13 protein-coding genes and 1 pseudogene are annotated in these 26292 nt (G+C 68.0%); 6 read left to right on the plus strand and 8 right to left on the minus strand.

The window, feature by feature from the left end; translation table 11 throughout:
• Window positions 1-12: 12 nt before the first annotated feature.
• Window positions 13-1047: a Wadjet anti-phage system protein JetD domain-containing protein gene (locus tag ACZ4MU_RS20095; RefSeq protein WP_467878191.1), complete on the plus strand. Its 1035-nt coding sequence runs from the start codon at window positions 13-15 to the stop codon at window positions 1045-1047.
• A gap of 89 nt (window positions 1048-1136) precedes the next feature.
• Here ACZ4MU_RS20095 and ACZ4MU_RS20100 read toward each other — a convergent pair whose 3' ends face one another.
• Window positions 1137-5675, minus strand: coding sequence for a sacsin N-terminal ATP-binding-like domain-containing protein (locus ACZ4MU_RS20100; RefSeq protein ID WP_467878194.1), 4539 nt, complete (start codon window positions 5673-5675; stop codon window positions 1137-1139).
• A 330-nt stretch (window positions 5676-6005) separates the two neighbouring features.
• On the opposite strand from ACZ4MU_RS20100, the gene ACZ4MU_RS20105 reads away from it, so the two are divergent.
• Window positions 6006-6790, plus strand: a protein-coding gene (locus ACZ4MU_RS20105) for an IS5 family transposase (RefSeq protein WP_467878658.1) whose coding sequence is annotated in 2 segments (ribosomal slippage) — window positions 6006-6339 and window positions 6339-6790 — 786 coding nt in all. Because the reading frame shifts where the segments join, the coding sequence is not laid out codon by codon here.
• 298 nt (window positions 6791-7088) lie between these two features.
• On the opposite strand, the gene ACZ4MU_RS20110 is transcribed toward ACZ4MU_RS20105, so the two are convergent.
• Window positions 7089-8099 (minus strand): IS110 family RNA-guided transposase, encoded by a 1011-nt coding sequence (locus ACZ4MU_RS20110; RefSeq protein WP_467878196.1) that lies wholly within the window; start codon window positions 8097-8099, stop codon window positions 7089-7091.
• Between the two features lie 111 nt (window positions 8100-8210).
• Between ACZ4MU_RS20110 and ACZ4MU_RS20115 the strand changes: the two genes are divergently transcribed.
• From ACZ4MU_RS20115 to ACZ4MU_RS20125, 3 genes and pseudogenes are all read left to right on the plus strand, one after another.
• Window positions 8211-8390, plus strand: a complete 180-nt coding sequence (locus tag ACZ4MU_RS20115; RefSeq protein WP_467878198.1) for a hypothetical protein — start codon at window positions 8211-8213, stop codon at window positions 8388-8390.
• Window positions 8391-8487: 97 nt separating this feature from the next.
• Window positions 8488-9012, plus strand: coding sequence for a hypothetical protein (locus ACZ4MU_RS20120; protein ID WP_467878200.1), 525 nt, complete (start codon window positions 8488-8490; stop codon window positions 9010-9012).
• Window positions 9013-9071: 59 nt separating this feature from the next.
• Window positions 9072-10587 (plus strand): annotated as a pseudogene (locus tag ACZ4MU_RS20125) (ISKra4 family transposase).
• A gap of 100 nt (window positions 10588-10687) precedes the next feature.
• Here the strand turns inward: ACZ4MU_RS20125 and ACZ4MU_RS20130 are convergent.
• Genes ACZ4MU_RS20130 through ACZ4MU_RS20145 form a run of 4 tightly spaced genes read right to left on the minus strand, consistent with a single transcriptional unit; the run spans window position 10688 to window position 20259 of the window.
• Window positions 10688-13801 carry a pPIWI_RE module domain-containing protein gene (locus ACZ4MU_RS20130; RefSeq protein WP_467878202.1) on the minus strand — a complete coding sequence of 1038 codons (3114 nt, stop codon included), beginning with the start codon at window positions 13799-13801 and terminating at the stop codon, window positions 10688-10690.
• Window positions 13802-13827: 26 nt separating this feature from the next.
• Window positions 13828-17481: a pPIWI_RE_Z domain-containing protein gene (locus ACZ4MU_RS20135; protein WP_467878205.1), complete on the minus strand. Its 3654-nt coding sequence runs from the start codon at window positions 17479-17481 to the stop codon at window positions 13828-13830.
• On the minus strand, window positions 17474-18664 hold the full coding sequence (locus tag ACZ4MU_RS20140) for a pPIWI_RE_Y domain-containing protein (protein ID WP_467878207.1): 1191 nt from the start codon (window positions 18662-18664) through the stop codon (window positions 17474-17476). Before ACZ4MU_RS20140 ends, ACZ4MU_RS20135 begins: the two co-directional genes overlap by 8 nt.
• On the minus strand, window positions 18664-20259 hold the full coding sequence (locus ACZ4MU_RS20145) for a PD-(D/E)XK nuclease family protein (protein ID WP_467878210.1): 1596 nt from the start codon (window positions 20257-20259) through the stop codon (window positions 18664-18666). The genes ACZ4MU_RS20140 and ACZ4MU_RS20145 overlap by 1 nt, the downstream gene beginning before the upstream one ends.
• Before the next feature lie 364 nt (window positions 20260-20623).
• Here ACZ4MU_RS20145 and ACZ4MU_RS20150 point away from each other — a divergent pair, with 364 nt between their 5' ends.
• Complete coding sequence (locus ACZ4MU_RS20150) at window positions 20624-22069, plus strand: serine/threonine protein kinase (RefSeq protein WP_467878213.1); 1446 nt, start codon at window positions 20624-20626, stop codon at window positions 22067-22069.
• 217 nt (window positions 22070-22286) lie between these two features.
• Here ACZ4MU_RS20150 and ACZ4MU_RS20155 read toward each other — a convergent pair whose 3' ends face one another.
• Both ACZ4MU_RS20155 and ACZ4MU_RS20160 read right to left on the minus strand, forming a co-directional pair.
• Window positions 22287-24380 (minus strand): HsdM family class I SAM-dependent methyltransferase, encoded by a 2094-nt coding sequence (locus ACZ4MU_RS20155; RefSeq protein ID WP_467878215.1) that lies wholly within the window; start codon window positions 24378-24380, stop codon window positions 22287-22289.
• A 438-nt stretch (window positions 24381-24818) separates the two neighbouring features.
• Entirely contained in the window at window positions 24819-25973 is a 1155-nt protein-coding gene (locus ACZ4MU_RS20160) for a hypothetical protein (protein ID WP_467878218.1), read from the minus strand.
• Between the last annotated feature and the right edge of the window lie 319 nt (window positions 25974-26292).

A 26292-nucleotide genomic window follows, 5' to 3' on the forward strand; every position in this document is an offset into this window, starting at 1 on the left:
GATCCAGACCAGGTGCCGCTCTCCCCCGCAGCGGCACAACTCAGCGCCGCACTCCAAGCCCGCGCCGAACGCGTCATGGTCAGCCGGGCCATCCTCATGGAGGCATTCCGCGACACCCTGCCGGGCGCCGCCAGCGGCGACAACGCCCGCAACACCCTCGCCACACTGCTGTACGAAATCACCGAACACGGCATCATCGGCCTACCCACCTCGCGCACCAAGTGGGACGCCGGCCGGCCGCCTCTTCCGGAACAGATCCGGATCCCCACGACAGCACCGGCGAAGACCTCCGCCCCACGACAGCCCACATCCTGGCGGCCAGAGCTCAACTGGGCCTACGACGCCCAGCTGACTGCATCCCAGACCGAGGACCTCCTCGCCTGCAACCGCTGGTTCCGAGACATCAACCACCAGCCAGCCCGACGTGTCCCGGTACCCCTGCGCGAGCGCTCCTACGAAATCTTCCGCTACGAAAAGCGCCTCGACACGCTGATCACCGGAGCCCTCTTCGCCCCTGGCAGGCTGACCCTCGAGCAGCTCGCCACCTACCGCGAACCGCCCCCACTGGCCCATCGCAGGCTCGGCGACGGCGACACCCTGCTCGTGGTGGAAAACAGCGACACCTACGCCACCCTGCGCCGCCTGCTCGAACCCTCCCCTGGCCGCATCGGATTCATCGCCTTCGGCTCCGGGCGAGCCTTCGAAGCATCCGTAGAGAACATCACAGAGCTCCCTGACATCCACCGCATCGTCTACTACGGCGACCTCGACGCCGAAGGCGTCGCCATCCCAGCCAGAGCCTCCATCAACGGCGCACGGCACGGACTGCCGCCCATCGAACCGGCCACTGCGCTATACCGACTGCTGCTCGCTCACGAGCCCACCGCCGGCGACACCATCGCCAAAGAACGGGCCACCAGCCTGACGGCCTGGCTCCCCGAGGAACTCCGGCAGGCAGCGCACGCCCTGCTGACCAAAGGGGAACGACTTGCACAAGAGGCAACCAACCGCAATGAACTCCGCGCCGAACCAGATTGGCGCTGGTGAGCCTCCTTTCCTGGTGGCAGCTCCTGGGCGCCCTCACCACCAGTAGCAACCACTGTTGCCCTCCCTGTCGGCGATACCGGCGTCGACGGCTACAGCTCCTCGCCCGCGCCAAATTCGACGACGAGGCTTCCGGACTGTTTAATTCCCGTGAGAATGACGTTCCCGCTCGGGCGAACGCCGAGTTGGCGCAGAGGATCCGGAACGAATCGCAGGACGGGATCGGAGTCCGCCGCGAGTCCGGAGACCACGACGAGGAAGAACTCTGCCCCCGAGGCTGCCCGTTCACATTCCTTGGCGGTGAGGGTCACCGTGTCCAGCTCAGGTCCGTAGGTCGTCTTCAGCTCGTAAAACCGATCGAGCCCATCCACGGCATCGGCGCCCACACCGTGCTGGTGCCGCAAATCGCGCAGCCACCCCGGTTCTTGCTCGGCACCCAGAACCTGGCGAAGGAGGTCCAGGGCCACCCTCTCCTGATGATCGATGTTCGGTGCAGGGGGAACCGGGCGTGCGGTGGGCGGTGTCGATGCGTATGTGGGTGGCCTTAGGTGGCCTCGGGCGGGAGCTCCGCCAGGCCCCGACACCCTTCCAGCAGACGGCTGCGCCTGCGTGGTCCGTCGAACCGCAGTAATGCGGAGAGCTGCGGGGTCTACGAACTGTCGCGGTTGCGGAAGCGGGGCTGCCAAAGCGGGGCGGCCAATCGCCGGCGGGGAGGCTGTCGACGCGGATGGCCGACTGCCTGCATCCCTCTGCGCCGTCTTGACTTCTGCCTCCAGCGCGGCGAGGCGTTGTGCACGCTTGGTGTCCATCGCCGCCTGGTCCTGTGCAACCCGCTCCGCAGCGAGCTCGAGCCGCACTGCCTCTCGACCGCGCTCTGCCTCGTCGTACGCGACTGCCCATGAAGAGGCCACCTGACGCCGATCCTTGGTGAAGCGCGTCGCAATGGCCCGGCCCGCCTCCGACGGCCTCCTCAGCAGCTCGCGGTCCACCGTCCATAGTGTGCGGGAGTCCCGGTCGAGGGCTGTACGCACCGGCCCCCGAGCCGACTCCCCATCTGCGAGAGTGGCCAGGCACTCCAGCGACGAGGTCACCCTGACCTCGACCTTGGCCAGGTTGTCCCAGGAGCAGTCGAGCGATCCCGCGACGGCGACGGCGTTGCGCTGGAGGTCCTCGCGCAGCAGGTCAAGCGCGCTGCGCACCAGCTCGGTTGCTTCCTCGTCAACGTGTGCGTCCTCCGCGGGGAGGAAAGTGACGTCTGCCGTTCCCAGTTCGGTCACCCGCAGGGGTCCGAGAAGCGGCCTGAACTGTTCGAGTTCCGCGCCCGGCAACCACACCGGCATCAGCGAGCCCAATGCTTCAGCCACCATCGCGTCAGCCGCGTACACAGGACGCTTGCTTCTCCACCCACTGCTCGTGCGCAGAGGTAGCTTTGCCGCCAAGGACGCGGTGACCGTCTCGGGCCGTTCGTCGGCTAATTTGGCCAGCATCTGCAGGGTTTCGAGCAGCACAGTCTCGGCATCGGCCGGGAGGAGCGCGTCCCGCTGCTCCCGCGCCTCGCGGGCCACGTCCTTTACCACCCGTATCGCATCGTCCACACCGGCCTTCGGAACTCCGAGGATCTCCCAGAGGACATCGCTGCCCTTGAACGACGGCGCGAAGGCGGCCCACCGACCGAAGACCGGGAGGCCACAGAAGCAGTCGCCCGGCCGACGCCAGCCCAGGGTCGTGAGAATCAGTCCACTGTGCTGCCCAAAGGCACGCCGGACCTGGGCGGTTGCCTGCGATGCGTCCTTGCCCCGGTGGGTGGCCAGTCGCTCGGCAAGCGCCTTGTATAGGAGCTGCGCCGCCGGATGGTCGGGGGCGTCGGAGCCCTGTTCACACAGACGACGCAGCGCCTCCAGGAGGTCGGCTACGTCCGGCTCGCCAGCGACGCCGAGCGCAACCAGCACCTCACCTCGCCGGCCCACTGCTTGCTGGAGGTCGGGGTGCAGGAAGCCGACACCTTCAGCACCATAGACCGCCACAGTGCTGACCGTACGCTCACGCAGGGTGCAGGGAGCGACCGATTCGCCATGCTGGTCGTCCAGCCAGGCCGTGGTCTTCAGTTGCCAAAGCCAGAACCCGTCCGTCTCTCCGCGGGAGTTCCAGGTGTGATGGTCATACACTGCACGGACCTTGTGATGCTCGGACAGGGCGCTCCAGGAGCGTCCGAGTACACGTAGGAGTGCGGCGGCCCGTCGACGTCGTGCTACTCCGTCCTCCTCCGCCGCAATGTCATTGAGGACGGCCATCAGGTCAGGGCTGTCGTAGTCCTCCAGGGTGTAGGTGGCCGACAGGTGCTGGAGATCCCTTCGGCGCTCCGCCGGGCCGCCCTGGACGCGGGCCGGTAGACCGTCGTTCGGGTTGGAAGCGGTGAAGCGGTGCACGGTTTGTGGGTGCGGCCGAAGCCGAGGTGCCTTCTCAGCGCCGAGCATGTGAAGGAAGGCCCGGGCACCCAGGCCCGTCCCGGCCCCGGGCAGGACCTGGGCATAGCGGGGGCGCAACCAGGTCAGGCCCTCGGCCCGACCTGAGGCGGTCTCGAGACTGTCATCCCGGTCCACACTGTCCAATCGCGCGGGCAGATAGGCATCCGCGGGGCAGACCTGTACGTCCTCCCAGCGGCCCCCTGGCCCAGAGAGGCGGCCATGCAACTGAACGGCACGACCCACCTCTTTGCCCAGGCGGTGACGTTCCTTCGCCGGGACTCGCAGGAATCCGTCGCGCAGCGCCACCAGTTGGGTGTCGTCCAAGACCAGGGGCGCGACGCCCCTTCGACTGCCACGCGCGGCAAGGTGACGGATGGCCAGGGCTGGTTCCGCACCCGTCACCAGGACCTTTTGCTCTCTCAACCACGCGCTGACCCGGGCCGATTCGCCGGTCTCAGCAACGAAGGCAGGGTGCAGATCCCGGCCGAGCCCGAGGACTTTCCACAACCCCTGCGCCTTGTCCGTGAAGATCTCCGCGGCTCCGTGTCCGGATACCCGGTGCCGCACCCCGGACACATCCACCAGCCTGTTGCGCCACCGAAGGCTCCACGTCTCGTCCTCGGCGATGGCAACAGAAGCGAGCGCGACGGTCGCCTCTGGGCTCCGATCCGCATCGTCGAGGAGAGCATCCAATGCCATCGCGAGGGTGACGGTCATGGGCGCGGCACCTTCGTGGTCGGCCCAGTCATCGAGAACATCCCGCCACCGCCCGTCCACATCCCGCGCCGCTGAAGGCAACACGGCGGTACGTCCGGCCACTTGCGCGATCTCATCGTCCGAGAGGGCATGCGAAAGCGCCTCGTCACCGACGGCGAGGTCGACGAGTCCGAGATCGCCATGGAGCGGCGTTCTCAGGTGCAGCTCGGAAGACACCCTTGTCCGGGCCAGGGCAAGCAACCGCTGCTCCAAGTCCCGTATGAGACCGTCCGGAGACTGAACATCACGCGGCAGAGGCAGGCACTGCCAGGCAACCGCGGGAGCCAGGCGAAACTGTCGCACCATGACTGCGGCCCAAAGATCGGCCAGCAGGGGAAGCAACGCCTGGTTCCACGGGGTGTCGTTGAAGTGCTGACGGCTCGGGTTGGGATCGAACTGAGCTCCGATCCTGAGCGGAAGTCCCCACTCAGTCACGGGCAGTCCGACGTGCACTCGCCCAGTGACCTCGTCCCCCGCACCCTCGTGCAGCGGAATCGCAACGGCAAGGCTGGTCGATTCACCGGCGGCCTTGCGGTTCCTGGGCACGTCGGGGGGACTTGGGACGGTGGCACGGCTGACCTGCCAGGACATGCCGCCGGAGGACCGAGCCGTCCGCATGTCGATTACGGTGTCCAGACCGCCGACGACCGCTTCACAACCAGGCAGTTCGCCCCACTCCAGTGCCAGCTGGGTACGTACGTCCCCGCCCTCCTGCTGGTGCACGACCCTGCGCACGTGGTTGAGAAACAGCAGCGCCTCGTCGCCCCACGCGGCGAGCCAGTCGTCCACGTCCTGCACCCGCACGTCGGTCGGCGTGGCGAGCGGGATACGCAGGACCGTCCATCCGTCTCCCGCCAACCAGGCGGGGACCTCGAAGGGCTCGGCGAGGGACACATCGGGGTCCCCGATCCGAACGCGATAGAAGCCGCAGAAAATCTCCAGGACAGGCGACAGCCGACGGAGAGTCATGAGTCCGATTCCGAACCTGCCCGTCGCGTCAGGGTCGTCGGCCTTGCTCGTCAGCGAGGGCATGGCGAGCGCCATGACATCGGTCAGCCGCACAGGACGACCATCGTGCGCAACGACCAGTTCCGTATCGCGGACGAGGATCCTCACCTGGGACGCCCCGAGATCGTCGGCATTCTGCACCATCTCGGACAGCCCCTGCAGCGGGTCCGTCGATAGGTCCCCGCCGTTGTCCCGCTGCCGGCGCAGCCCAAACCTCATCTGACCCGGCAGCTCCATGAACAGACGCTCCAGCGTCTGAACTGCCATGCAAGTCGCTTCAGACCCGACCGGTTCGGGCACCTCCACGCCGACCGCCAGGCCCTCCCGTTCCATGAGGTCCTCGGCCGTCCGGATCGCCCGCTCCACGTCAGCCGCCGTCGACCCGCCACGCTCAGCGGTCATCCCCGCCCCCTTTGCTGCGATGCCCCGGTTGGAAATCGTAGATCGTCAAAGACAGGGAGGGAGCGGGAATGGAGGAGCAGGACGTCGACCCTCGCCCAACGGGCAGCCCGCCAGCCGCAGATCCAGGTAACCGTGCTCCGACAGTGGGCGCACGCTTCTCGCGGACAAGCCAACGAGAGTGCGCGCCCGCCATTCAAGATCATCGCGGATCCCGATGCTGCTCTTGGACGAGGCGGTAGACCTCCCGGGCCACATACCGCTTAAGACGCCATTTCGTTTGGTGTGATCTTGCGGCAGTCTGGTGCGGTGACTGCATCGCTTGTTGAGCGGATGGCGCCGGATGACCTGTGGGAGTTGTTCGAGCGCGTGGTCCCGCCGCCTCCCGAGCGCCCGCAAGGCGGCGGTCGGCGTCGGCACGGGGACCGGGAGGTGCTGGCCGCGATCATCTTCGTCGCCACCTCGGGTTGCACGTGGAACCAACTGCCGCCCGGCTTCGGCCCATCGGGGGTGACCGCGTTCCGCCGGTTCTCCGAGTGGACCGAGGCGCGGGTGTGGGCCAAGCTCCACCGCCTGGTCCTCGACGAACTCGGCTCCCGCGGTCAGCTGGACTGGTCACGGTGCGCGATCGACTCCGTCAGCGTCCGAGCCCTCAAAGGGGGCGGCTGACGGGACCGAATCCGACCGACCGCGGCAAGAGCGGATCGAAAATCCACCTGATCGTCGACCGGCACGGCCTGCCGATCTCGCTCGGCGTCTGGGCCGCCAACCTCCACGACAGCCAGGCCCTCATCCCGCTGGTCCGCGGCATTGCGCCCATCCGCTCTCGCCGCGGCCCCCGGCGCCGACGACCCGCCAAGCTCCACGGCGACAAGGGCTACGACTATCCCCACCTGCGGCGCTGGCTCTCCTTGCGGCAAATCCCCCACCGCATCGCCCGCAAGGGCACCGAGTCCTCCCAGCGCCTGGGCCGACACCGCTGGGTCGTCGAACGGACGGTTTCCTGGCTGTCCGGATGCCGCCGTCTTCACCGCCGCTACGAACGCAAGCCGGAACACTTCCTCGCCTTCACGGCCATCGCGGCAACCCTCATATGCCACCGCCGCATCACCAAATGAAATGGCGTCTAAGGCAGCGAATGGCCTCGCGCCGGACCTTCCCTTCCGACACAGCCGCTCGTAGTACGCCTGGGTGCGCGGGTACCAGCGCAGTCGACGGACAACCCTCGCCTCGGGCGCTCGAAGTTCGTCAGCGGGGCAGGGGCGGTGAAAGGTGCTCCACATCGATGTCCTCGCTGCGCAGGACCCGCTCGTAGGAGAAGTCCCGAACGGGTGTCACCTCGGCAGCAATCTCTCCATCGGCAACTGCGGCGAGTACGTCGGCAGAAGCCGAGGGACTCGGGTGACACAGACGCCCCTATAACGGGGGGTCGGTCGAGACCGTCCTGACCAGGTTGAAGACCTCGCGGGCGGCATATCGCTTGAGGCATCGGATGATCTCACGCCGGGTCTTGCCCTCCCGGGTGCGGCGTTCGTAGTACGTCTGGGTGCGCGGGTCGTGGCGCAGGCGGGTGAACACGATGCGGTGCAGAGCGGCATTCGCCTGCCGGTCGCCACCATGGTTGAGCCGCCGCGAGCTCCGGCCGCCCGAGGAGTACTCGATGGGGCTGACTCCGCACAGCGCGGCGAAAGACGCTTCGGTGCTCAGGCGCTCGGGATTGTCGCCCATGGTGATCAGGAGCGTGGCAGCGGAGTCCGGGCCGATACCCACCGGCGCGAGCAGCTGCGGGGCATGGCGTTCAACGAGCCCGGTCAGTCGCTGATTCAGCTCGTCGATCTGCCCGGTGAGCTGCTCGATGCGCTGAGCCAGCATGCTCAGCGTCATGAGAGTGGCCTCAGCTAAAGGGTCCCCATCGCTCCCGCCGGCCTCGCCCTCGCTCGGGCTGAGGCGTGCGCAGGTGCGGAACAGTTCGCGGTTGCCCAGGCCGGACAGCCGGTCCCGCAGGGCCGGATCGGCTACGACCAGGACGGCCTTGAGCTGGTTGATCGCCTGGGTGCGGGCCTTGACCGCGGAATCCTTGGCAATCTTGAACATCCGGGCGCTCTGCACCGGACCGTCGCCGGTCTTCGCCCGGGCCCGGGCGCGACCGCTGAGCACGGCCCGCGCAGCGACCTGTGCGTCGAGCGGGTCCGACTTCCCGAGCAGTCGACGAGCCGAGCGGTCGGACCGGTTCACCTCGAACACCACGACCTGCTGCGCCAGCAAGTAGCGCGACAGGCCCGCGCCGAAGGTACCGGTGCCCTCCACGCCGGCCCGGCGCACCGTGCCTAACTTGCGAGCCCAGGCGAGCAGCCGACGGTAGCCGACCGCCGTGGCCGGAAAGGACTTGGGTCCGGCTCTTTTCGAGGGACTGGCTGAGCTGGGCATTCATTGCTGGGTGCGGGGCTGATGTCGGTGAGATGTGAGGCGCGTGGGGTGTACGGGCATTAGCCTGAGACGGCAGAGGGGAGAAGGGACGTCATTATGTCTATGCCTCTCATGCCTCGAGACCAGTGGAAGATCGAGACGGCAGACGGCCGGTCGCACGTGTACGACAGCGAGGACGACGCCCGGGCGGATCTTCCTGACTATCCCGGCGCAACGCTGTGGAAGCGGCGCATGCAGCCGTCCGCGGTTCTGACCGCTACCTCTCTCAAGGGCTGGCAGCGGGTCGACTGATCGCGTCGCTGTCGCCGCGGCGTCAAGCCACTGGGTGGGCTGGTCATGGGTGCTGGTCGCTTCTACCTTGTCGAGCAGGCGACAAGGGGGTGTGGTGATGGTGTCCCTGCTTGAGGAACTGGAGAGGCGCGAGAGGGTAATCCGGGAGCGTGTGGTCGAACTGCGGGTGCATGTCGCGGACCTGAGCGAGCAGTTGGAAGCGTCCGAGGAGATGCTCTCGCAGGTGGAGATCGCCCGGCTGGTGGTGCGGGAGGTCCTCGACGATGCGGCTGCTGACGAGTGGACGGTGCGGCAGAAGCCAGGCGCCCGGGAGACGGAACCAGTGTCGCCGATCGGGGTGACGACGGTGCCGCAGTGGGAGCCGGGTATGGAGACGTCGGTGCTGTCGGCGGGTTACCGGGACGTCGTGGGTGTGCTGCAGGCTGCGGGGCGGCCGATGCGGTCGAAGGCGGTGTCGGTGGCGATCGGGTGGGGCGAGGGGGCCTCGAAGGTGGAGTCGGTGAGAGCGAAGCTGAAGCGCCTGGCGAGGCGGGGCTGGCTCACCGAGGACAGTCCGGGCCTGTTCGTACTGGTCGAACACACCGAGGACCTCGGGCCGCCCGGTCCCGGCTCTGGCAACTGAGGACTCTTCTTCCTACGTTCGTAGGTGCCAACCAAAACGTCCGTAGGAAGAAGAGCGCGGTGAAACGGTATGACATGCCGTCGAGTTCTGACTGCTTTGAGGCGGCGACGAAATTGTTCGGGGCGCTCGTGACGGATCTGAGTTCCCCGGCGGCGGGTGAGCTGGGCCATCACGAGCTGGAGGATCTCCTCCAGGAGCGGGGCCGTGACCTGCTGCGGCAGATGTTCCAGGACCATCTGGACCTGCGGGAGCGGCGCGAGCAGGAGGCCGTGGTGGTGCGGCGGCCGCATGTGGTCGGCGCAGACGGTCTGCTCCGCCCGCGTCTGGAGACCGGTCACCAGCGGCTGCTGGCCACGGTGTTCGGAACGGTGACGGTCTCGCGCTGTGCCTGGCGGCGCCTGGAGGCAGTCAACGTGCCTCCGGTCGATGAGGCGTTGTCCCTGCCAAGGGGCCGGCACTCGCACGGTTTGGCCCGCCTCGCGGTCCAGGCGGCGATCCGCATGTCCTACGACGCCTCGCTGGAGGCGATCTGTCGTCGGTGCGGTCCGGGGCTCGGCAAGCGCCGGCTCGCCGGTTTGCTGGTCGAGGCCGCCCAGGACATCGACGCCTTCTATGACGCGAGAGTCGTCGAACCGTGCACCGCCTCGGTGCTGGTGCTGTCCGTCGACGGCAAGGGGATCGTCATGAGGCCCGAGGCTCTGCGAGAGGCCACCCGCGAGACGGCAGCAGACCTTCCGCACCCGTCTGGCCGCCGGAGAGAAGAGTGCCCGAAAGCGCATGGCCACCCTCGGTGCGGTCTATGACGCCGAACCGGCACCCCGCCGTCCGCACGACGTGATCGCCCCGCCCGGTTGCCGCGGGGGCGACTACGTCCCGCGGCCCGGCCCCATCGCCCGGGCCAAGTGGCTGTGCGCATCGGTCGTCCACGACGCCGAGCATGTGGTGCGGCAGGTCTTCGACCACGCCGAGGCGCGCGACCACGATCATCGGCGCTGCTGGGTCGTCCTCGTGGACGGCGCCCAGCACCAACTCGACCTGATCCGGGCCGAGGCCCGTTTCCGCGCCATCGAGGTGCACATCGTCATCGATATCGTCCACGTGCTCGAATATTTGAGGTCGGCGAGCTGGTGCTTCCACCGTGCGGGCGAGAAGGCTGCCGAGGACTGGGTCGCCACCCATGCCCTCGCCATCCTGAACGGCGACGCAGTCGAAGTCGCCGACGCCATCCAAGTCCAGGCGGATCAGGACGAGTTGAGTGCCGAGCGATGGCGTGACGCCGACGTGTGTGTCCGCTATCTCCGTACCAAGGCCACGTTCCTGCGCTACGGCCAGGCCCTTCAGTCGGGCTGGCCTATCGCCAGCGGGATCATCGAGGGTGCGGCCCGCCATCTGGTCGCCGACCGGCTCGACATCAGCGGAGCCCGCTGGGGCCTCGACGGCGCCGAAGCCGTCCTGAAACTCCGTGCCGTCGCCGCTAACAGCGATCTTGACGCCTACTGGGAACATCATCTCGCTGAGGAACATCAACGCCTCTACCCAGCCCATGACCAGGCCCGATACACCCTCACAGCCTGACGTCGATCTCACTCAGAACGAGCCGCACCCATATCCGTTCATGGGATGCGCCCCGCAGAACAAGGGCAGCGCCGGTGGGGGTGCCAGCACTCCTTCGGCCTCAGGGGAACAAGGCGAGCTGTTCGTCCTCCGGTGCTTGGGCGAGGCCGGGGTCCTCTGCGTATTCCGGGTCCAGGTCTGCCGGCTCGACGTCCGTGCCTTCCTCGATCACTCCGAGCGCCGCCGCTACGCGCTGCCCATTGACGTTGCCTGCCACCTCGGTGGTGGCCAGCTCCTCCAGGGAGGATTCCTCAGCCTCACCCGCCTCTGCCTCGGCGACCGTCGGCAGCACGTAGTGCTGGGCGAGGCTTGCCAGGTGCAGGGGCAGGGGGAGGGAGAGTGCGTCCAGGTAATCGGGGGCTTGGCGCAGCTGGTGCACCGCCAGAGCGAGTGCTTCGGGTGAGTCGCCGGCATCCGCGTGGCAGCCCAGGACTGCGATCTCCACTAGCCCGGGGTTCCAGGCCGGGATGTGTGTATCGATGGTGGGTTTGCCCTTGTTGGGTCCCTGGCGCAGCGGCCGGGGCGCGATTTTGTCGGCCTCGACGGCGGAGTCTCGGAAAGTGCTCGCTTTGGGTGTGGTGCTGTAGAAGATCCGGCCGGAGGAGCGTGCGGCGTCTTCGTCCTCCACCCACAGCCCCTGGGGCAGGCCGTTGACTTCACCGGGAGAGGCGTTGCCCCACCACTGCGGGGTCTCCCGCCCTGCTGCCGTACGTACGCGAATCAACCGGAGATCGGGGTCTAGTCCCACCGGCTGCGCGTGCCCGGTCTTGATCAGGTCCCGTTCGGTTCGGCCGTCCTGGAGCCAGGGCCAGTGCAACCGGCTGTTCTGCGAATGGGTCAGCAGGGCAGTGGGTCGGCCGCGAAGAGAGCGGACCATTTTCTGGAGGTATCGGGCGGTCGCCCGGCGCTGTTCGTCCATGTTCTGCTGCCAGACGCGGTACTTTGAACGCTGCTGTGGTACGAAGGCGGCGGCTTCGGTGTCCGTGGGCGTCGCGGTCTCGGTCTCGGTGGGTTCGCTGACCTCCGGGATTTCGGCTGTCTTGACCAGGCCGAGCAGGAACTGGGGGTAGGGAATCCAGCGTCCTGTCCGCTCGTCCCAGCCTGTGACGGTCGCCAGGCCGCTGCCCGGTGCCAGCGGTGTGACCATGACGGCCACCGGGGTGTGGCGGGGCAGTCGGGTGGGGCCGTCCTTGCGCCGCTTGACCATGTACGTGGCGACGTAGCGCAGGTCCTTGGGGATGGCTTCGCCGAGCGTGTGCTCGGGTAGGACACGGACACCGTACTGGCGCAGAGCGTCCTCCCAGCCCGAATGGACCCGGTGGGAGAGGTTCTTCTCGCTGTTGTAGCCCTTGGCCTTCTTGGGGACGAGCGCGAATTGCGTCAGGACGCCCGCGTCCGCGCATCCCAGCCGGAGCGCGTACTTGGGGTCATCCAGACGGTGGACGAAGTCCTGGCGGCGGTCGATCTCCACGAGGGCGAAGCTGGGGTGAAGCGGGTCAGCTCCGTCGTCGGCCAAGAATGCGGCGGTAGTCTTCCGCCGGGCGTTGATACCGGCCTCCAGGGCTTTGCCCCTGGGCCGTGCTGCGGGGTCGATGCCCAGGGTATCGCTGATTCCCTCGGTGGTGCGCAGACAGCGGAGGCGGAGGGTGAGTTCCGGGGCTTTCCATTCGAGAGTGACGGGGTTTCCGGGTACGGCCCGCTCGTATGTGTTCTCGGCAGTGGCTGGCTCCGGGCGGCTTCCGTCGCCGTCCAGGCCGAGGACGTCGGCGAGGGCCTCGATGGCTGCATCGCGGAACGACGGGCTCTGCCACAGCAGTCTGGCTTCGACGAGGCACCCGGCTCCCGTCCCTTTGATCGCCTCGGCGGGGTCCTGTCCCTGGTTGATCCTGGCTGCCACCGCGAGTGCGGTCCGGCGGGCGCGGGCTTCGCGTTGCGCCTCCGCTTCCTTCTCCGGCGCCTTGGGCTTGGGCCGAGCATTGGCGGGGGCGCTGCTGCCGGCGCTCGCCCGGCTGAGGGAGGGAACCTGGCGTAGCTGCTCGGGCAGCGCCTGTTCGGCCCACTGGACGATCTGTGAACGCTGGTGTGACATGAGGCCGGCACCGATGCCGTGAGGCCCCATGTGTGTGCTGTGGACGACGGCGGCGCGGGTGCCGTCCCCGTCGCCGATCCACTCCTCGGGTGCGGCAAGCAGGCTGGCGGGGTCGGGGAAGGGGCGGTTGAGTGCCAGCCTGCCGAGGATCTGGGCGGGGCCGTTGTTCTTCCAGGCATAGTCCTTGGTGCCGCGGTCCCAGGTCAGCCGGGCCACGGCGTACCGCTCGCTGGTGGGTGCTCCGGGGAGCCAGGGGATGCCGGGCAGCAGGTAGACCGAGGTGTCGCGGCCATACGGCAGCCGCAGGCGCTGTTTCCTCGCGTCGAGGCGAGTTGCCCAGCGGCGTACTCCCGTGTGCAGGTGGAGACGGGGGCGAGGGTCGAAGGGGACGGTGTGTAGCGAAATGTTGATCACGAGGGAGAACCACCACTCGCGCCCTTTGACCACATGCGAGAGAGGCTGTGAGAGGAGTTCCGCTCCCTGCTGCCGCGGGCCTCGCGGCACGGCCCGGAAGTGCAGGCTGCCGGCGCTGTGTTCGTAGGGTCCCAGGGCGAGGATGCGCCGGGCCAGGGCATCGGTGGCGAGTTGGTATTGCCGGTCGCGCGGAGCCGCGGTTCCACCGTCGGTCGTGGGGCAGCCGAGGAGGTCGACGGTGACATCCTGCCACTGCGGCGGGCAGGAGCGCAGCGCCGTGTGGGTGTCTAGGACTGCCCGGTGATGTGCGGGTTCGGGGCGGAGGTCTTGAAGCCAGGCGCCGCTCAGCCGGTTCAGGGTGTCGCCGGGAAGCGGGTGGGGGGCGTCGGAGGGGGTGTAGAGCCAGAAGTCCTCGGCCAGCTGCTGCGGGTCGCGGGGACGGCCGCGGACGACCAGATCGGGGGCGAGGCTCTGCAGAACTCCGTTGAATCTGGCGACGGGCGCAGCGCGGTAGGGCTCGGCCTCGGGGGGACGGCCTAGGTTGCAGAGGTCCAGAACGCTTTCGTGCCACTGCTCCGCAAAGGGCAGTGCCCGGTAACGGGCGGTCCAGGGCGCGGTATTGGGCTTCAGAAGGTAGGCGGCCCGGCTGGTGTCGCGGTACTTGGCGGCCATGGTCTTTGCAGTCTCCTTGCTGTGGCTCAGCGGTCAGTTCGGATGATCAGGCCGCACAGGGCGTCGTAGAGCGGGTGGTAGAGCGTGCGGACCAGGGCGGGGTCGGCGGGGTCGGCGAACGATTCGGGTGTGATGTCGTCGTCGAAGTAGGGCGCGAGGACGTCGCGGAGCTTGATGAGCAGGCCGTGGTCGTTGCGTCGGCGTCCGCTGCGGGTCGCCGCGGCGGGCGGGGCACCGGCCTCGGCGAGTGCGGGGGCGAAGGCCGCGTCGACGAATACCACCCGCGCGGGCACTCCGCCGCGCACCAGCCGGCCGATGACCTGCCAGATGGTGACCAGCTGATCCCAGGCGAAGGAGGTCTTCTCCGCGTCGTTGAGCTGGGAGTAGATGTAGCGTCGGGACAGCAGGCGGCGCCACTCCTTGCGAGCCGCGAGGCGGAAGGCGAGCCCGGCGGTGTCCATGTCCGCTGCGTCGGCCACGAGTTTGCCGAAGGTTCCCGCCTCGGCATCCGGCTGGTTGCGGACGAACCTGGTGACCCAGTCGTTGATGGCGAAGACGGCCAGCGAAAGGTCGTCGGGGCGCGGGTGGGGACGGGCGAGGAAAAGGACGGTCCCGAAGGCGGCTTTGTGGCTCTGGTTGAGGATGTTGTGGCCGCGCTCGATTGCCATCAGGGGGGCGACCAGGACTTCGGCGTCTTCGTCCTTGGCGAAGGCGGCGAGGTCGCCGCGGCGTACGGCGGAGGCGCCGGTGAAGTCTCCCGTGGCGGTGTCTCCGGGGCCGGCGTGGTCGAGCTCTGCCTTGTCGGAGGCGAGGACGCGGACCTTTCCGCGCCAGCGCGGCATGCGTTCCAGGAGGTCGGCGGCGATCCTGGCGTCCTGGTAACTGCCGACCAGGAGGAGGGCACGTCGGCGTTCTCCGTCCTCGATCTGCCGTAGTTCCTGATCGAGGAGCGAGGTGCTGCCCGGGGCCGACTTGCCGAGCTGGGTGACCATCTGGGCCAGGACCCGTTCACGGGTATCGAGTCGGGCTCCGGAGAGGGTGAGCGGGGTTCCTTCGCCATCGTAGAGGAACAGCGTGGTGAACAGGGTTTGCCGAATGGAGTCGACGGCGGCCTGGTGGGGTTTGAGGATCGCTGTGACCGGGGCCATGACGTGTGCGCGGGTCGATGTCCCGGCCCAGCTGGTGCCGGACATGAGCAGGACGTGCGGTCCGGGCCGACCCGCCGCGGGGTCGGCTCCCAGCGCGGGAAGGTGGAGCAAGAGCTCGCGGCCGACGCCAGCACAGCGGAAGAAGCGCAGGGTACCGCTGCGGTGTTCGTCGCCGTCCGGGCCGCGCTCCGGATCTTCGGGCAGGTACTGGAATCCAAGGACGTTACCCATCGGGGCTTCCGGCACCACCGGCGCGTAGTCGAGGGGCGGTCTGCGGGAGAGTTCGTTGTCGGCGGTGTCCAGATGCAGAGCCGCCTCGGCCTGCGGCCACAGGAAGGTGACGCGTTCGAGGCGCTGGTGCAGGGCGGCCAGTACCAGGGTGAACTCAAGGCGTCGGGCTTCGCGTTCCAGCCAGGGCTCGCTCCCCCAGGTGTCCACGGGATCCCGGTCGGGTTTCCCCGGGCTGGGTGGCTCCTGGCGCAGGGAACCGTCCAGCAGCGGGGACCCGGTGAGCAGGGTGTCGAGCACGGAGCGGACACGTTGGCTGGTCGCTGTCTGGTCGAGGTGGTGCAGGAGAGCTCCGGCACTGCGGATCAGGGCGTCGGTGAGGTCGTTGTGCGGGCCGCGATCGCCGAGCGGGTCATCGCGGAAGGCGTCGAACGCCTTGGTGACTTCGTTGCGTCGGATGTCCCAGGGCTCGGTGTCCGGGGTCCGCGGCAGGGGTGCGTCGCCGTCGGCCTCGTCGTTGGAGTCGTACACCTCGGCGTCGGAGGAGGTCTCGTCGGGGAGGAGACCGATGACGCGCGGACGGGGGTACCACTCGTTGACGAGTTTCTCCTGGAGCGTCCAGGCGCTGAAGTATTCGATGTCCGCCCAGCGGCGAAGGTCGTGGTCGGTGATCAGTCGGCGGTAGAGACGGTTGGCGGCGATGTGGACCAGGTCCAGGGAGGCCGACCAGCGTTCGACATCGCGTGCCGAGAGGGGCAGGCGGCCTTGCCGGGCCAGTTCATCGATCTTGTGGATGCCGAGGCGGTCGAGCCAGGAATCCGGGCCGCGCACGATCAGCGTCGCGGACGGGGCGAAGGCGGTGTCGAGCTGCATCTGTACGCGGTCCGCCTCGTCGACGACGATGATGTCGCTGCGTAGGCAGGCCAGTTCAAGGTGCCTGAGGCGTTCGGCATTGAGGTGGTTGGGGACAGCGCTCTGCAGGAGGCTGGCCGGGTTGGCCACCCAGATCAGGGCATCGACCAGCTCCCGGTCGGGGGCATGGCGGGGGCAGACGCTCCACACCGGACAGCCGTGATCGGACCGAGACATCTCGCTTTCCGCGGGAGCCTCGGACAGGTCGTGCCGGTACACGGGCAGCGGGATCTCCCCGACAGCGGTGGGACCAGGCTTCTTGACCGGGCGCAGTTCCGTGCAGGGGGCGTCGACGTAGCGCAGGGGTTCAGCTGCTTCCAGTCCGCGCTGTGCGTCAAGGATGCACACCGAGCTCAGGTCATCGAAGGCTGGATCATCGTGCTGGAGGAGGGAGGCTTGGCCGCGCGCGGCAAGGCGGCGGTGTAGCCGGGATGCGTGCTGTTCGCGGGTGGTGCCGCCGATGACGGGAGCGGCCTGCAGGTCCAGGTCGCGGAACTGGCCGACCAGGGTGAGCTGTTCGGCGACGTCACCGACGACCAGAGTGGTGCGGAGCCCTTTGCGTGCGCCCCAGACGGCGATGAGGTGCATCAGGGTGCTCTTGCCCGCGCCCACCATGCCGACCAGATGGAGCAGGCGGTCCATGCGGAGAACCGTCGTCTTCTCGAAGCGCTGCCCGTCGGCGGACAGGGCGTCGAGTTGCAGGTCCTCCAGCCGTCGCACCCAATGGCCACAGGTGAGGCCGCGGGCCGTCTCGGTTTCCTCCATCCAGCGGGCGGTCTCGGCGAGTTCGGCCAGCGGGATGTCCAGGGGGTGGCCTGCGGTGTGCGGGACCTGGCTGAGGTCGTGGCCGGTCGCCGGCGGGAAACACAGCTGTTCGGGGATGGTCACGGAGGCGGGCCGGTGCCGCTCGGTGAACCGGGCCTGGCCCGCCGGGGCGGGCTGCAGTTGCCGTTGGTCGAAGTGCGGAAGCTGGGACAGCGCATGCGCGAACCTGTCGAAGCGGTCTGCGGCGATGGTGGGTTCGACGCGACGCGCCGGTCCTCCTCCCTCGGGCAGCCGGTAGCCGCGGAGCCGTTCGGGCAGCTGGACGTACGTCTCCAGGCACTGGTGCCACATGCGGCGGCGACGCAGCTTCCACAGCAGGTGGCGTGCCACATCCAGCCGGGTGCTCTGTGCTGGTGTGGTGGCGATGCCCGCGGCGGCGGCAAAGGGGTAGCCGCCCAGGAGGGTGTAGACACCGTGGGCGTCGCCAGACGGGTCGAGACTCTCCATGAGGTAGAGGCCGAGTTCTACCTGGCAGAGCAGCGAGGGGTTTACGTCCTGGTGTTCTTGGGGCCAGACGGGCTCCAGGGCTTTGGCCAGTTTCTGGTACCACTCGCTGCTGTTACGCACTCGGGGATCCGTTCGTCGGTGCGGAGTCCGTCAGGTGGGGGCCGTCTGCCCCGCGGAGGCGGGTGGTCGCGAGGGCGGCGAGCCGGTCGTCGGTGAGCAGGGGTAGGCCCTCGGCGGAGGCGGGGCGGTTGCGGCGGTAGGTGCCGAGGTAGTCGCGGTGGGCTTCGGCCTGTTCGCGGGGAACTACCCAGCACGCTTCGTCGTAGGGCGGCTCTGGGCGAACGGGTTTCGCGGACCGGCCAAGCAGCCCGGGATGCTTCCAGTCCTTGACGTCGATGGCCCAGATGTGCCCGTCGGGGAAGGTCACACGCAAGTCGTAGGCGTCGAAGCCGGGCCAGAGCTGGACCTCGAGCCCCAGCGTGCACAGTCGGGCTTCCAGATCGACCTCGGCGCGTCCCGGTCCGGTGACGAACTGCCGCAGCGGTCGTACAAGTTGCAGCAGTCCGGCCACGTCGGCTCCGGTCAGGGTCCGTCCGTGCGGCGGTGCGCCCCGGCGTCGGCACCGGTCCCTCTCGCACCACCACGCGCCGTCGGCGAGCGGCGTGAGCAAGGTCAGGCAGCGACCGCAGGTGACGTAGCCGCCCTGGAATTCGTAGGAGGCCGGGACCGGGGCGTAGCACTGGTCCAGCAGTTCTTGTACGGGGGCGAGGGACAGGTCGGTCTCGGTCTCGAACCGTTCCACTCCGGTAAGTACCGGTCGTTCGACCAGGAGCCTGCGGAAGGCGACGTAGGACTCGGGTGATGACGCCTTGCGGCACAAGCGCATGGCCGTGTGAATGACCTCGCGGTCGAAGTGTGCGGCGCCGGCGTCCTTGCCTCTGATCCACCACTCGTGGCACAGCTGGGTGGGAACCCGTGCCTCGGGGTCCACCAGATAGTCGTCTGGTCCGAAAGCGTCCGGCGGCAGGTCCAGGGGCCAGTCCTCCAGGGGGCGGCTGTGGCACCAAAAGAGCAGTTCCGGCAGGCTTTTCGGGATCTCCTCGACGCCCCTGATGAGGCAGGCCAGGACGGTCCGGTCGAGTGCTCGCTGGGCTTCGGCCGGGTAGGGCAGTTTGAAGGAGGAGAGCGGGCCGAGGTCGGCGAGCTGGATGACGGCGCCGGCCAGCGTACGGACGAGGCGTACGTCGGGGAAGTCGAGCCAGTCACCGCGCTGGGCGGCGTGGGTGTCAAAGGCGGTGGCCATCAGGAATCCTGCCTTGTCGGAGCGAGGTGTTCGATGCCCGCGCGGCACCAGTCGAGGGCTTCGCAGCCGTCGCAATGCCGGCCTGGAGCGGTCGGGTAGTCCTGGTCCCAGGCCCAGGGCTGAGCGAGTTGCGTGATCACTTCTCGCGCTTCGTCGACGGTCCCCGGGTGTGAGGGGTCGAGTTCCTCAAAGGTCACGTCGTCGGTGTGCAGCAGTTCGAGCTCCACCCGGGAGCGCGCAGTGTCTCCGCCCAGGACGCCGGTGGCCAGCATCAGGACGCCGAGCGCCAGCTGGGGGTAGAGCTTCAACAGCGGCTCGCCCTCATAGAGGTATCTGCTCGCGGTCTTGGTCTCCCGCCAGATCCAGCCCCCGCGGCGGGTGTGGAGCAGATCGGGGGTGGCCATCAGCACGAGATCGAGTCCGGGGTCGTAGCAGACCGCCTGGTACTGCACCCGCACCTCTTCTTCGGCGGCGAGGCCGTCCAAGGGGCAGTAGAAGGCGTGCTGTTCGAGCATGGCGGCACCGTCGAGTGCTTCCTGACCGCTCAGGTGCAGACCGCCGGCTCCCCAGGAGGCCGGGTCCGCCGGGCCGGGAAAGGTCTCGCAGCTTCGGTAGGGCGTGCTGGCGTGCCGCTGGTTCAGAATGTCGTCGACCACACGGCCGCGCCGGACTTCTGGGATCTCGGGCGTCGAGGAGCGCAGCTTGAGCTGCCGAGTCGCGTGATATTTCGCCGGGCAGTCCCGATAGGCGCGCAGATCGGTGACCGAGACGCTGCGGCGGGGGCGCCGGCGCTTCGGCGGCGTAATGCTCAGCAGTTCCGGGCTGTGCGGGAGGGCCTGGCAGCCGCTCAGCGCCTTGCAGTCGATGCAGCCGGTGCCAGGGCGGGTCCCGGTCCCGTCGATGGCCTGGAGTAACGAGGGCCACCCCGCCGCTGTGAAGTGCTGACGCGTTTCCTGTCTGTTCCAGTCGATCAGCTCGTTGTGCTTGCCGTCTCCGCAGCCGAATTCGATGACCCGCACGTGCTCGGGCAGGGCGGCGCGGTGCTGGGGAAGTTCACCGAAGGGAACCGAAGTGTGCCGCTTGCGCCAACCTCCGATCGCGGGACGCCCTCGCGCCGCCACGTACGCGGCTACGGCCTTCTCTGCTTCGGGTCGGTCGTCCTTGGCGGGGCCGAAGGTGAGCAGCCACAGTTCCCTTGTGGAGCCGTCGAGGGCCGCGTAGCGGCGTCCCCAAGCGGTCATCTCATAGGTGTCTGCGCCCCGGGAGTCGACCGGGCCCGGGTCCGTGCCGACCACCCATGTGTCCCGGACCGGGACCGTGAGCGGCAGGCCGGCGGCCTGGCGGGCGTGCTGGTCTGCCACCCTGGCCGCCAGATAGCGACGGACCGCCTCGGCTGACCAGGACAGCAGCAGGGGGTGCGCTTCACGGCGCCGGTAGAGCCCGAAGGTCCCGTTTGTGCGCCGGAGTTCCCCGATCACCCACTCCGGATCCTTGCACTCGTGTTCAATCAGGTCGAGTGCATCCATGAAGACCTTGAGCGTGAAGTCTTGTAGTTTTTCAGCGAGTTGAGGGGGTTCGGGGTCTGCGATCAGCATCGGTCGGGCGTCGCTGGCCCGCTTGGCGGGGCAGTCCCGGGGGTCCAGGCGCGCCGCAGCGAGGTTCGTACGTACCAGCCTGATGTCACCGCTGGTCCCGGCGGGGCGCGACCCACTGCTCACGATCTCCTCCAAGCAGTTCGGACAGGACGGCCCGATACGGCCCCACTGAGCGGGCGCATCAGGCTCCGGCAGAACCAGCATGACACAAAACATTTGTGAACTCAGTTCATGCACAACCAATCTTTCGATCGCTTTACACTAGGCGCATCCGCCACGCAACGGTCCGGCGGAACCGGGAACTCGCCACCGTCGCGCCTCTCCTGCGCGCCAGAGGCGGGACGCTTCACAGGCAAGGGGCGGCATGAAGAAGGACGAGGTGCTGGGCGGCCGGTACAAACTGCTCAAGCACCTGGGCAGCGGCGGCATGGCTGTGGTCTGGCTGGCGACGGACCTGCGTGACGACAGGCTCGTGGCCGTCAAGTGCCTGCGCACGCAGAACGAGCTCCTGGACGCGCTCGACGAAGACGAGGCACACGACGAACTCCGGCGCATACGTGGCCGGTTCCGGCGCGAGGGCACCCTTCTGGGACGGTTGCGTAACAGGAGCATTCCCGGGCTGTACGACCAGGGCACTCATCACGCCGAGCCCTACCTCGTCATGCGCTACGTCGCCGGCAAGCCCCTGCACCGGTTCTTGGAGCAGTACACCCCCACCATCGAGGTAAGCGCGGCCATCGGGGTTCAAATCGCCGAGGCACTGACCTGCGCCCATGACCTGCCGGTGGTGCATCGCGACCTCAAGCCGTACAACTTGATCATCGATGAGAACGGCGTGGTCGTCCTCATCGACTTCGGCATCGCCAAGCCGCTCTGGCCCGGCGTCACCGACTACACCCAGCACGGATCCACCGTCGGCAGCAGAGGGTACGAGGCCCCGGAGCAGATTCTGGAACGCCAGATCACGCCGAAGACCGACTTGTATGCGCTGGGCTGCGTCCTCTACCACCTACTGACCGGCCATCCGCCCTTCTCCGGGGACGGGCTGAAGGACCAGCATGTGCATGCCGCCCCGATCCCGCCGACCTGTCATGTCGGGCACATCCCGGCAGAGCTCGAGAGGCTGGTACTGAAGTTGCTGGCTAAGGAGCCAGAGGACCGGCCGGTGGACACCCGCATGGTCGCAGAGGTGCTGCGGAAGTACGCGCCGCGTCCAGGTGACGCTGCCCCGTCCCCCCGGCTAGAGCCGGACCCGACGCGTCCGTTGCGCTTGCCCGACGAATACAACCTGCCAGCCGCGTCCGCGACACCGGTAGCTGCGTCCAGTTCCGGCAGGAGACGACGCGGTTCCGGGTTCCTCAGCCGCCGGATGTTTCAGGAAGTCACCACCGAGGCCGCAGCGGAAGTCGAATCCGGTGAGCCGGCGAGTGCGGTAGACAAACTGCTGGAGCTGTTGCCCGCCGCCCGCCGGGATTGGGGCGCTTTCGACCCCGGCGTCCGGACGGCTTTGCGCGTGACCGCGAACGGCATGCGTGTGGCCGGGCGTTGCAAGGAGGCGATCGCGCTCTATCAGGCTCTGGCCCTGCGAGCTGAGGGCGAGGAGAGCCCGGATGATCTGGCCGACTACCTGGAGGGCACTCTGGGTGCGGCGGAGTGCCGTATCCCCTTCGGCGACTTGCTTCCGGCCGCGGCGGCGCGGGCCATGGTGCTCGAACAGATGGCCCACGTCACGGGCCCGCGCGCCGAAATGCTGACTGAGCGGTGCCGAGAGGTCGGCATCGAGCTCGAGGAGCTGGGATTCGGCATCTAGGCGATCTTGCGTAGGCAAGTTGCGCTCTGGCTGGCAGGGACAGCTCGTCGGGGGAGCGTGCCTGGGCGGTGGCGTACTCCTTGCGTCTTCGGAGATCCTGTCCAGTCCAAGCTCTTCAGCGATCGTTCCCCAGCGCCTGTGGGCCAACATCCATGCTCGGCGGCAAGTCACGTACAAGAAGGTCCGGCGAGTGCACCGCAAGCGACCGGCGGCTTGCTCACGGACGCAAAGAGTGCAGCTGTCCCGCTGCGAGCCCGTCCCCGAAGCTCCGCACGAGAGCCTCACCCACCGATGCGACCGAGCGGAGCGACTCCTCAAGTGCCAGGAGTTCTCTGAAGGCCGCCGCATACGGCCGTTGTTCAGCAAGTGCGAGCTGGAGCACCTGTAGCTTGCGTACGTCGATGCGGGCAGAGCTAGAGGTGTGGGAACCCGCTTGCCGCGCGTTCGCGGACGCGCGCAGGCAGCCTGCGAGGAACCAGGGGTCCAGGACTTCGGGGTCCGGGCGCAGTGCATAAAGCTGGGGTCCGAGCACCAAGGGCGTCTCCTCTTGGACCCAGACGCGATACGCCCTCTCGACACCCGCCACGACGACATCCCCCGGCTCGGCCACGGTGAACGAGCCCGTACTGGCGCCCCGCTCCACCTCGGCCCGGGCGAGCCAGCCCCCCGGCTGTCCTCCCATGACCAGGTCGGGAACGCTCAAGGCCGGTACCGCGCCATCTGGCAGCGCGTCGCCGTGCAGTAGTTCACCGGGGAGCGTCTGCCCCTGTTGCAGCTTGAGGGCATGGGCACGGTGCAGGTCCGAGACCGTGATCGTGGACAACGCCTCACTACCCGTCGACAGGTCGATTGCCGCCAGAGACTGGGAGTGATCGCGCACTTCGTCGAGCAGGCCGCCCAGGCGCCCCCAGGACTCATAAAGCTTGGCCTGGGCCTCTACGGCCGTCTCCGGTACGTGGCGGGCCGGTGTGAGATCTGTCTGTTCATCGAGCAGGTCCACCATGGGAACGGTGACACACCCCTCAGGCAACTGCTTCCCTGCTCCTGCCTTCCTTTCTCCAGACCAGTCATAAGCACGTACCGCATCGAGTACGCGGCTGGTCAACTGCGGCCAATCGATACCTTGAGCTCCTCTCGTCGCCCCATGCGATATGGCTGCGTCGAGCAGAAACAGGCGTTCGCCGGAAGCAGCGCTGCCCTCAGACGCGGGCATCCGGAGAATCCACAACTGCAGCGAGACGCTGTGCGGTTGGGCGACCCCGGCCGGAAGTGCGACGACTCCCTGCAGAGCGCCCGTCCGCAGTAGCGCCCCACGGATGCGCCTACCTGCGCGCCGGGAGGCCACCGCCGGCGGTAGCAGGAGTACAGCCACGCCGCCTGGCGCCAGTCGCGCCAGCGCGTGCTCAATCCAGGCGAGTTCGGGCTCGGTCCTCGGTGGCAGGCCGTAGGCCCAGCGGGGGTCAGTGGCCAGTTCCTCATGGCCCCAGTCGCGCGCGTTGAACGGGGGGTTGCACAGGACGATGTCGGCCCGGACACCGTCGTTTGGGTCCGCGCGGAGCGAGTCACCTGCCTCGATCCTCACACCGCCGCTTCCCTTATCCGCGTCGGCGAAGCCCAGCTGCACTTCCGCCAGCGCGGCAAGTACCGGGTCGAGTTCGGTACCGATGAGCGCCGTAGTCCCGGGATCGGCGTCGGTGCTTCGCTCCGCCAGGCCCTCACCGGCGGCCAGGAGCAGCCCGCCGACACCGCAGGCGGGGTCGAGAACGGTGATCCGCCCATCCGCGCCCCAGCGCTCCTCCGCCCTGACGGCAAGAGCAACGTCTGCCATCAGTCGGGCCAGTGGGGCTGGAGTGGTGCCGACCTGCCGCACATGGGCGTCAAGCCAGCGTGTGAGCAGGAAGGCGAATGTCTCCCGCTCTCCTTCGTATCGTGCGACGTCAACCGTCTCGTTCACTACGCGAGCGGCCTCGTCCGGGAGCAAGGAATGCTCGGGTGCGGCCTGATCCGCGCCTGTCGCAGCAAGCAGGCGGCGGCCGACTTCGGCGAGCGCCGCGCCCATCACCGCACGATCCCCCAGGGCCTCATAGTGCGGCCACAGCCGCTCGCGCAACCCGATCCGCTCGATCTTCCCGTGGGCGTACAGCCACCGTTCGACCTCCGCAAGGGAGAACTGCGGGCTGGTGTCTGTACCGCCGACCGGCATCGGGAACGAGTCATGGCGGCGTCGCCAGTTGCTTACCGCCGCTCGACCAACGCCCGCGATGCGCGCGATTCCCGCCAAGGTAACGGGCACATCGTTGGAGCCTGACATGTGATTCTCCGAGCAGGAGGGCGACTTTCGGACGGGTCTGACACGGATGCCAACACCGTAGCTCAGCCGCCCCCATCAGGCCAATCATTGACTGAGTTCACAGACACTTCGTCGATCGCGCACCCTTCTACGACGGCCACCCAAACGTTCGAGTGCACAATTCGGGCTCACAACGCTCGGTCCCCCTGTCGGCATTGACACCACCGTGCCTCCGCCCCGCCTGTCCAACTGAAGGGAGACACACGAAAGGGCAAAAGAAGCGTCGGATCATTCTCAAGACACGCGCACGGTGCCGCCCATGACCACGCCGACCAGAAGCTGCCCGGCGGACGAGAACACCACAGCACTCACAGCGCGTTCCGCGGCGGGCAGAAGGATGCGAACGGCATGCGGCGCTCCCGGGTCACGAGGATCCTAAAGCCGCACCAGGCCACATGCTCAGATCTCGCTTCCAGTAGCCCCGGGCCGGTGTCTGTCGCACCGCCACCCGCATGCGTAGAACCGTGCAGGGGCCCCACACTTCATCACTCCTGCTCCGCACTGCCCCCGATACAGCGCCGACCCTGCAGCAGTGGGAGTACCAGCCAGCTTGGATCGCGGTACGCGCGGACCCGGAATGTCCGCTAGCGGGACATCATGTGCGTTGTCCACTGCCGGGGTTCGCACTCGGCATGTTGGATCGCCCTCGCCCATCACGTTCTTCGCCCGCCGCGGGTACGCGACGCCGGACGGCGGTTCCCCCGCGGTCGCATCGCGGAAGGCGGCATGGTCCGCCGCCGGGGTCCAGAACTCGAAGGCTGTCCGCTTCACCTTCACCGTCGCCCGCACGTACAGCCCCGACGCCGCCTCCCGAATGAACGAGTCGAAGGGAACCTCCGCCGGCCGAGTCGTCGGATGCCACCTCCCGCACTTCCCAGTCCCTTTCCGCGGACACGGCCCCGGGAACCGCTCATCGCAGCGCACCAAATCGATCCGTCGGACACCACCGCGGAACGGGAGCGGGCTGTCACGCCGAACGATCAGCTCGAAGGGCAGCTTGTCCGTGCGCAGCCACGGCACCACCAGTGCCTCCGCCAGTGCCCGGCTATCCGTCTGCCACGCGTCCACCAGCCCCGCCCTGCGGGCAGCTGCGTCCCGCGCTGCGATCTCCCGTGGGTTGACTGGAGACAGTTGCGACTCGAAGCCCAGCAGGACACCGTTCGCTCCCCGTATCAGGACGTCGCTGCGAACCTTCCGGTCTCTGCTCGCCCGCTCCGCCGTCGCATGGTGGCCGCCTTCCTCCGCCGCGCGGACCGCCCTCTCCTTGTACGCCTTGTGCTCATCCGACTCCCCACCACCGCGGTGCCGGTCCTGTGCGTCGCTGCGGGTGTGTGAGGCGACCACCCGGCCCCTCCGTCGGTACAGGTACATCGGCTCCGTGTAGCCCAGTGTTTCGCAGATCTCCGCACATGTGAGACCGCGCACGGCTACGGGCAATCGGCGGTCTGCCAACAAGCGTTCCAGGAGCACGGCCCCGCCTGCCACTCCAAGATCCGGCTTGGTCAAGTCCAGGTCTCGGTCGAACCCCGCGAGTTTCACGTACCTGTTCGGCACTTCGGCCTCCCCCCCCCCCCCCCCCGCTACATGACCGCACCGAGCCGCTAGACATCCGGGGCATTCCCCCAAACGTGATCCGGTAGTCCAAGGCCCGGGGCCGCGGCCGACGTTTGGGCACGCGCGGCATCGTGCACGCTCAGGACGAACCGGTAGGCCCGATGTTCAAGGGCGAGCTGCCGACAGGGATCACGGTCGACGCCCTCGACAAAGGCCAGGCCGTATGTGTCCGTGCCCGTGACAGCTGTCTGCACCTTCCACGGAACGAGGGGCCGATAGTGCGCGAGCTGGACGTCTTCTATCGCGTGAAACCGGGGTC

The organism is Streptomyces sp. NPDC026377 (genome assembly GCF_055567715.1).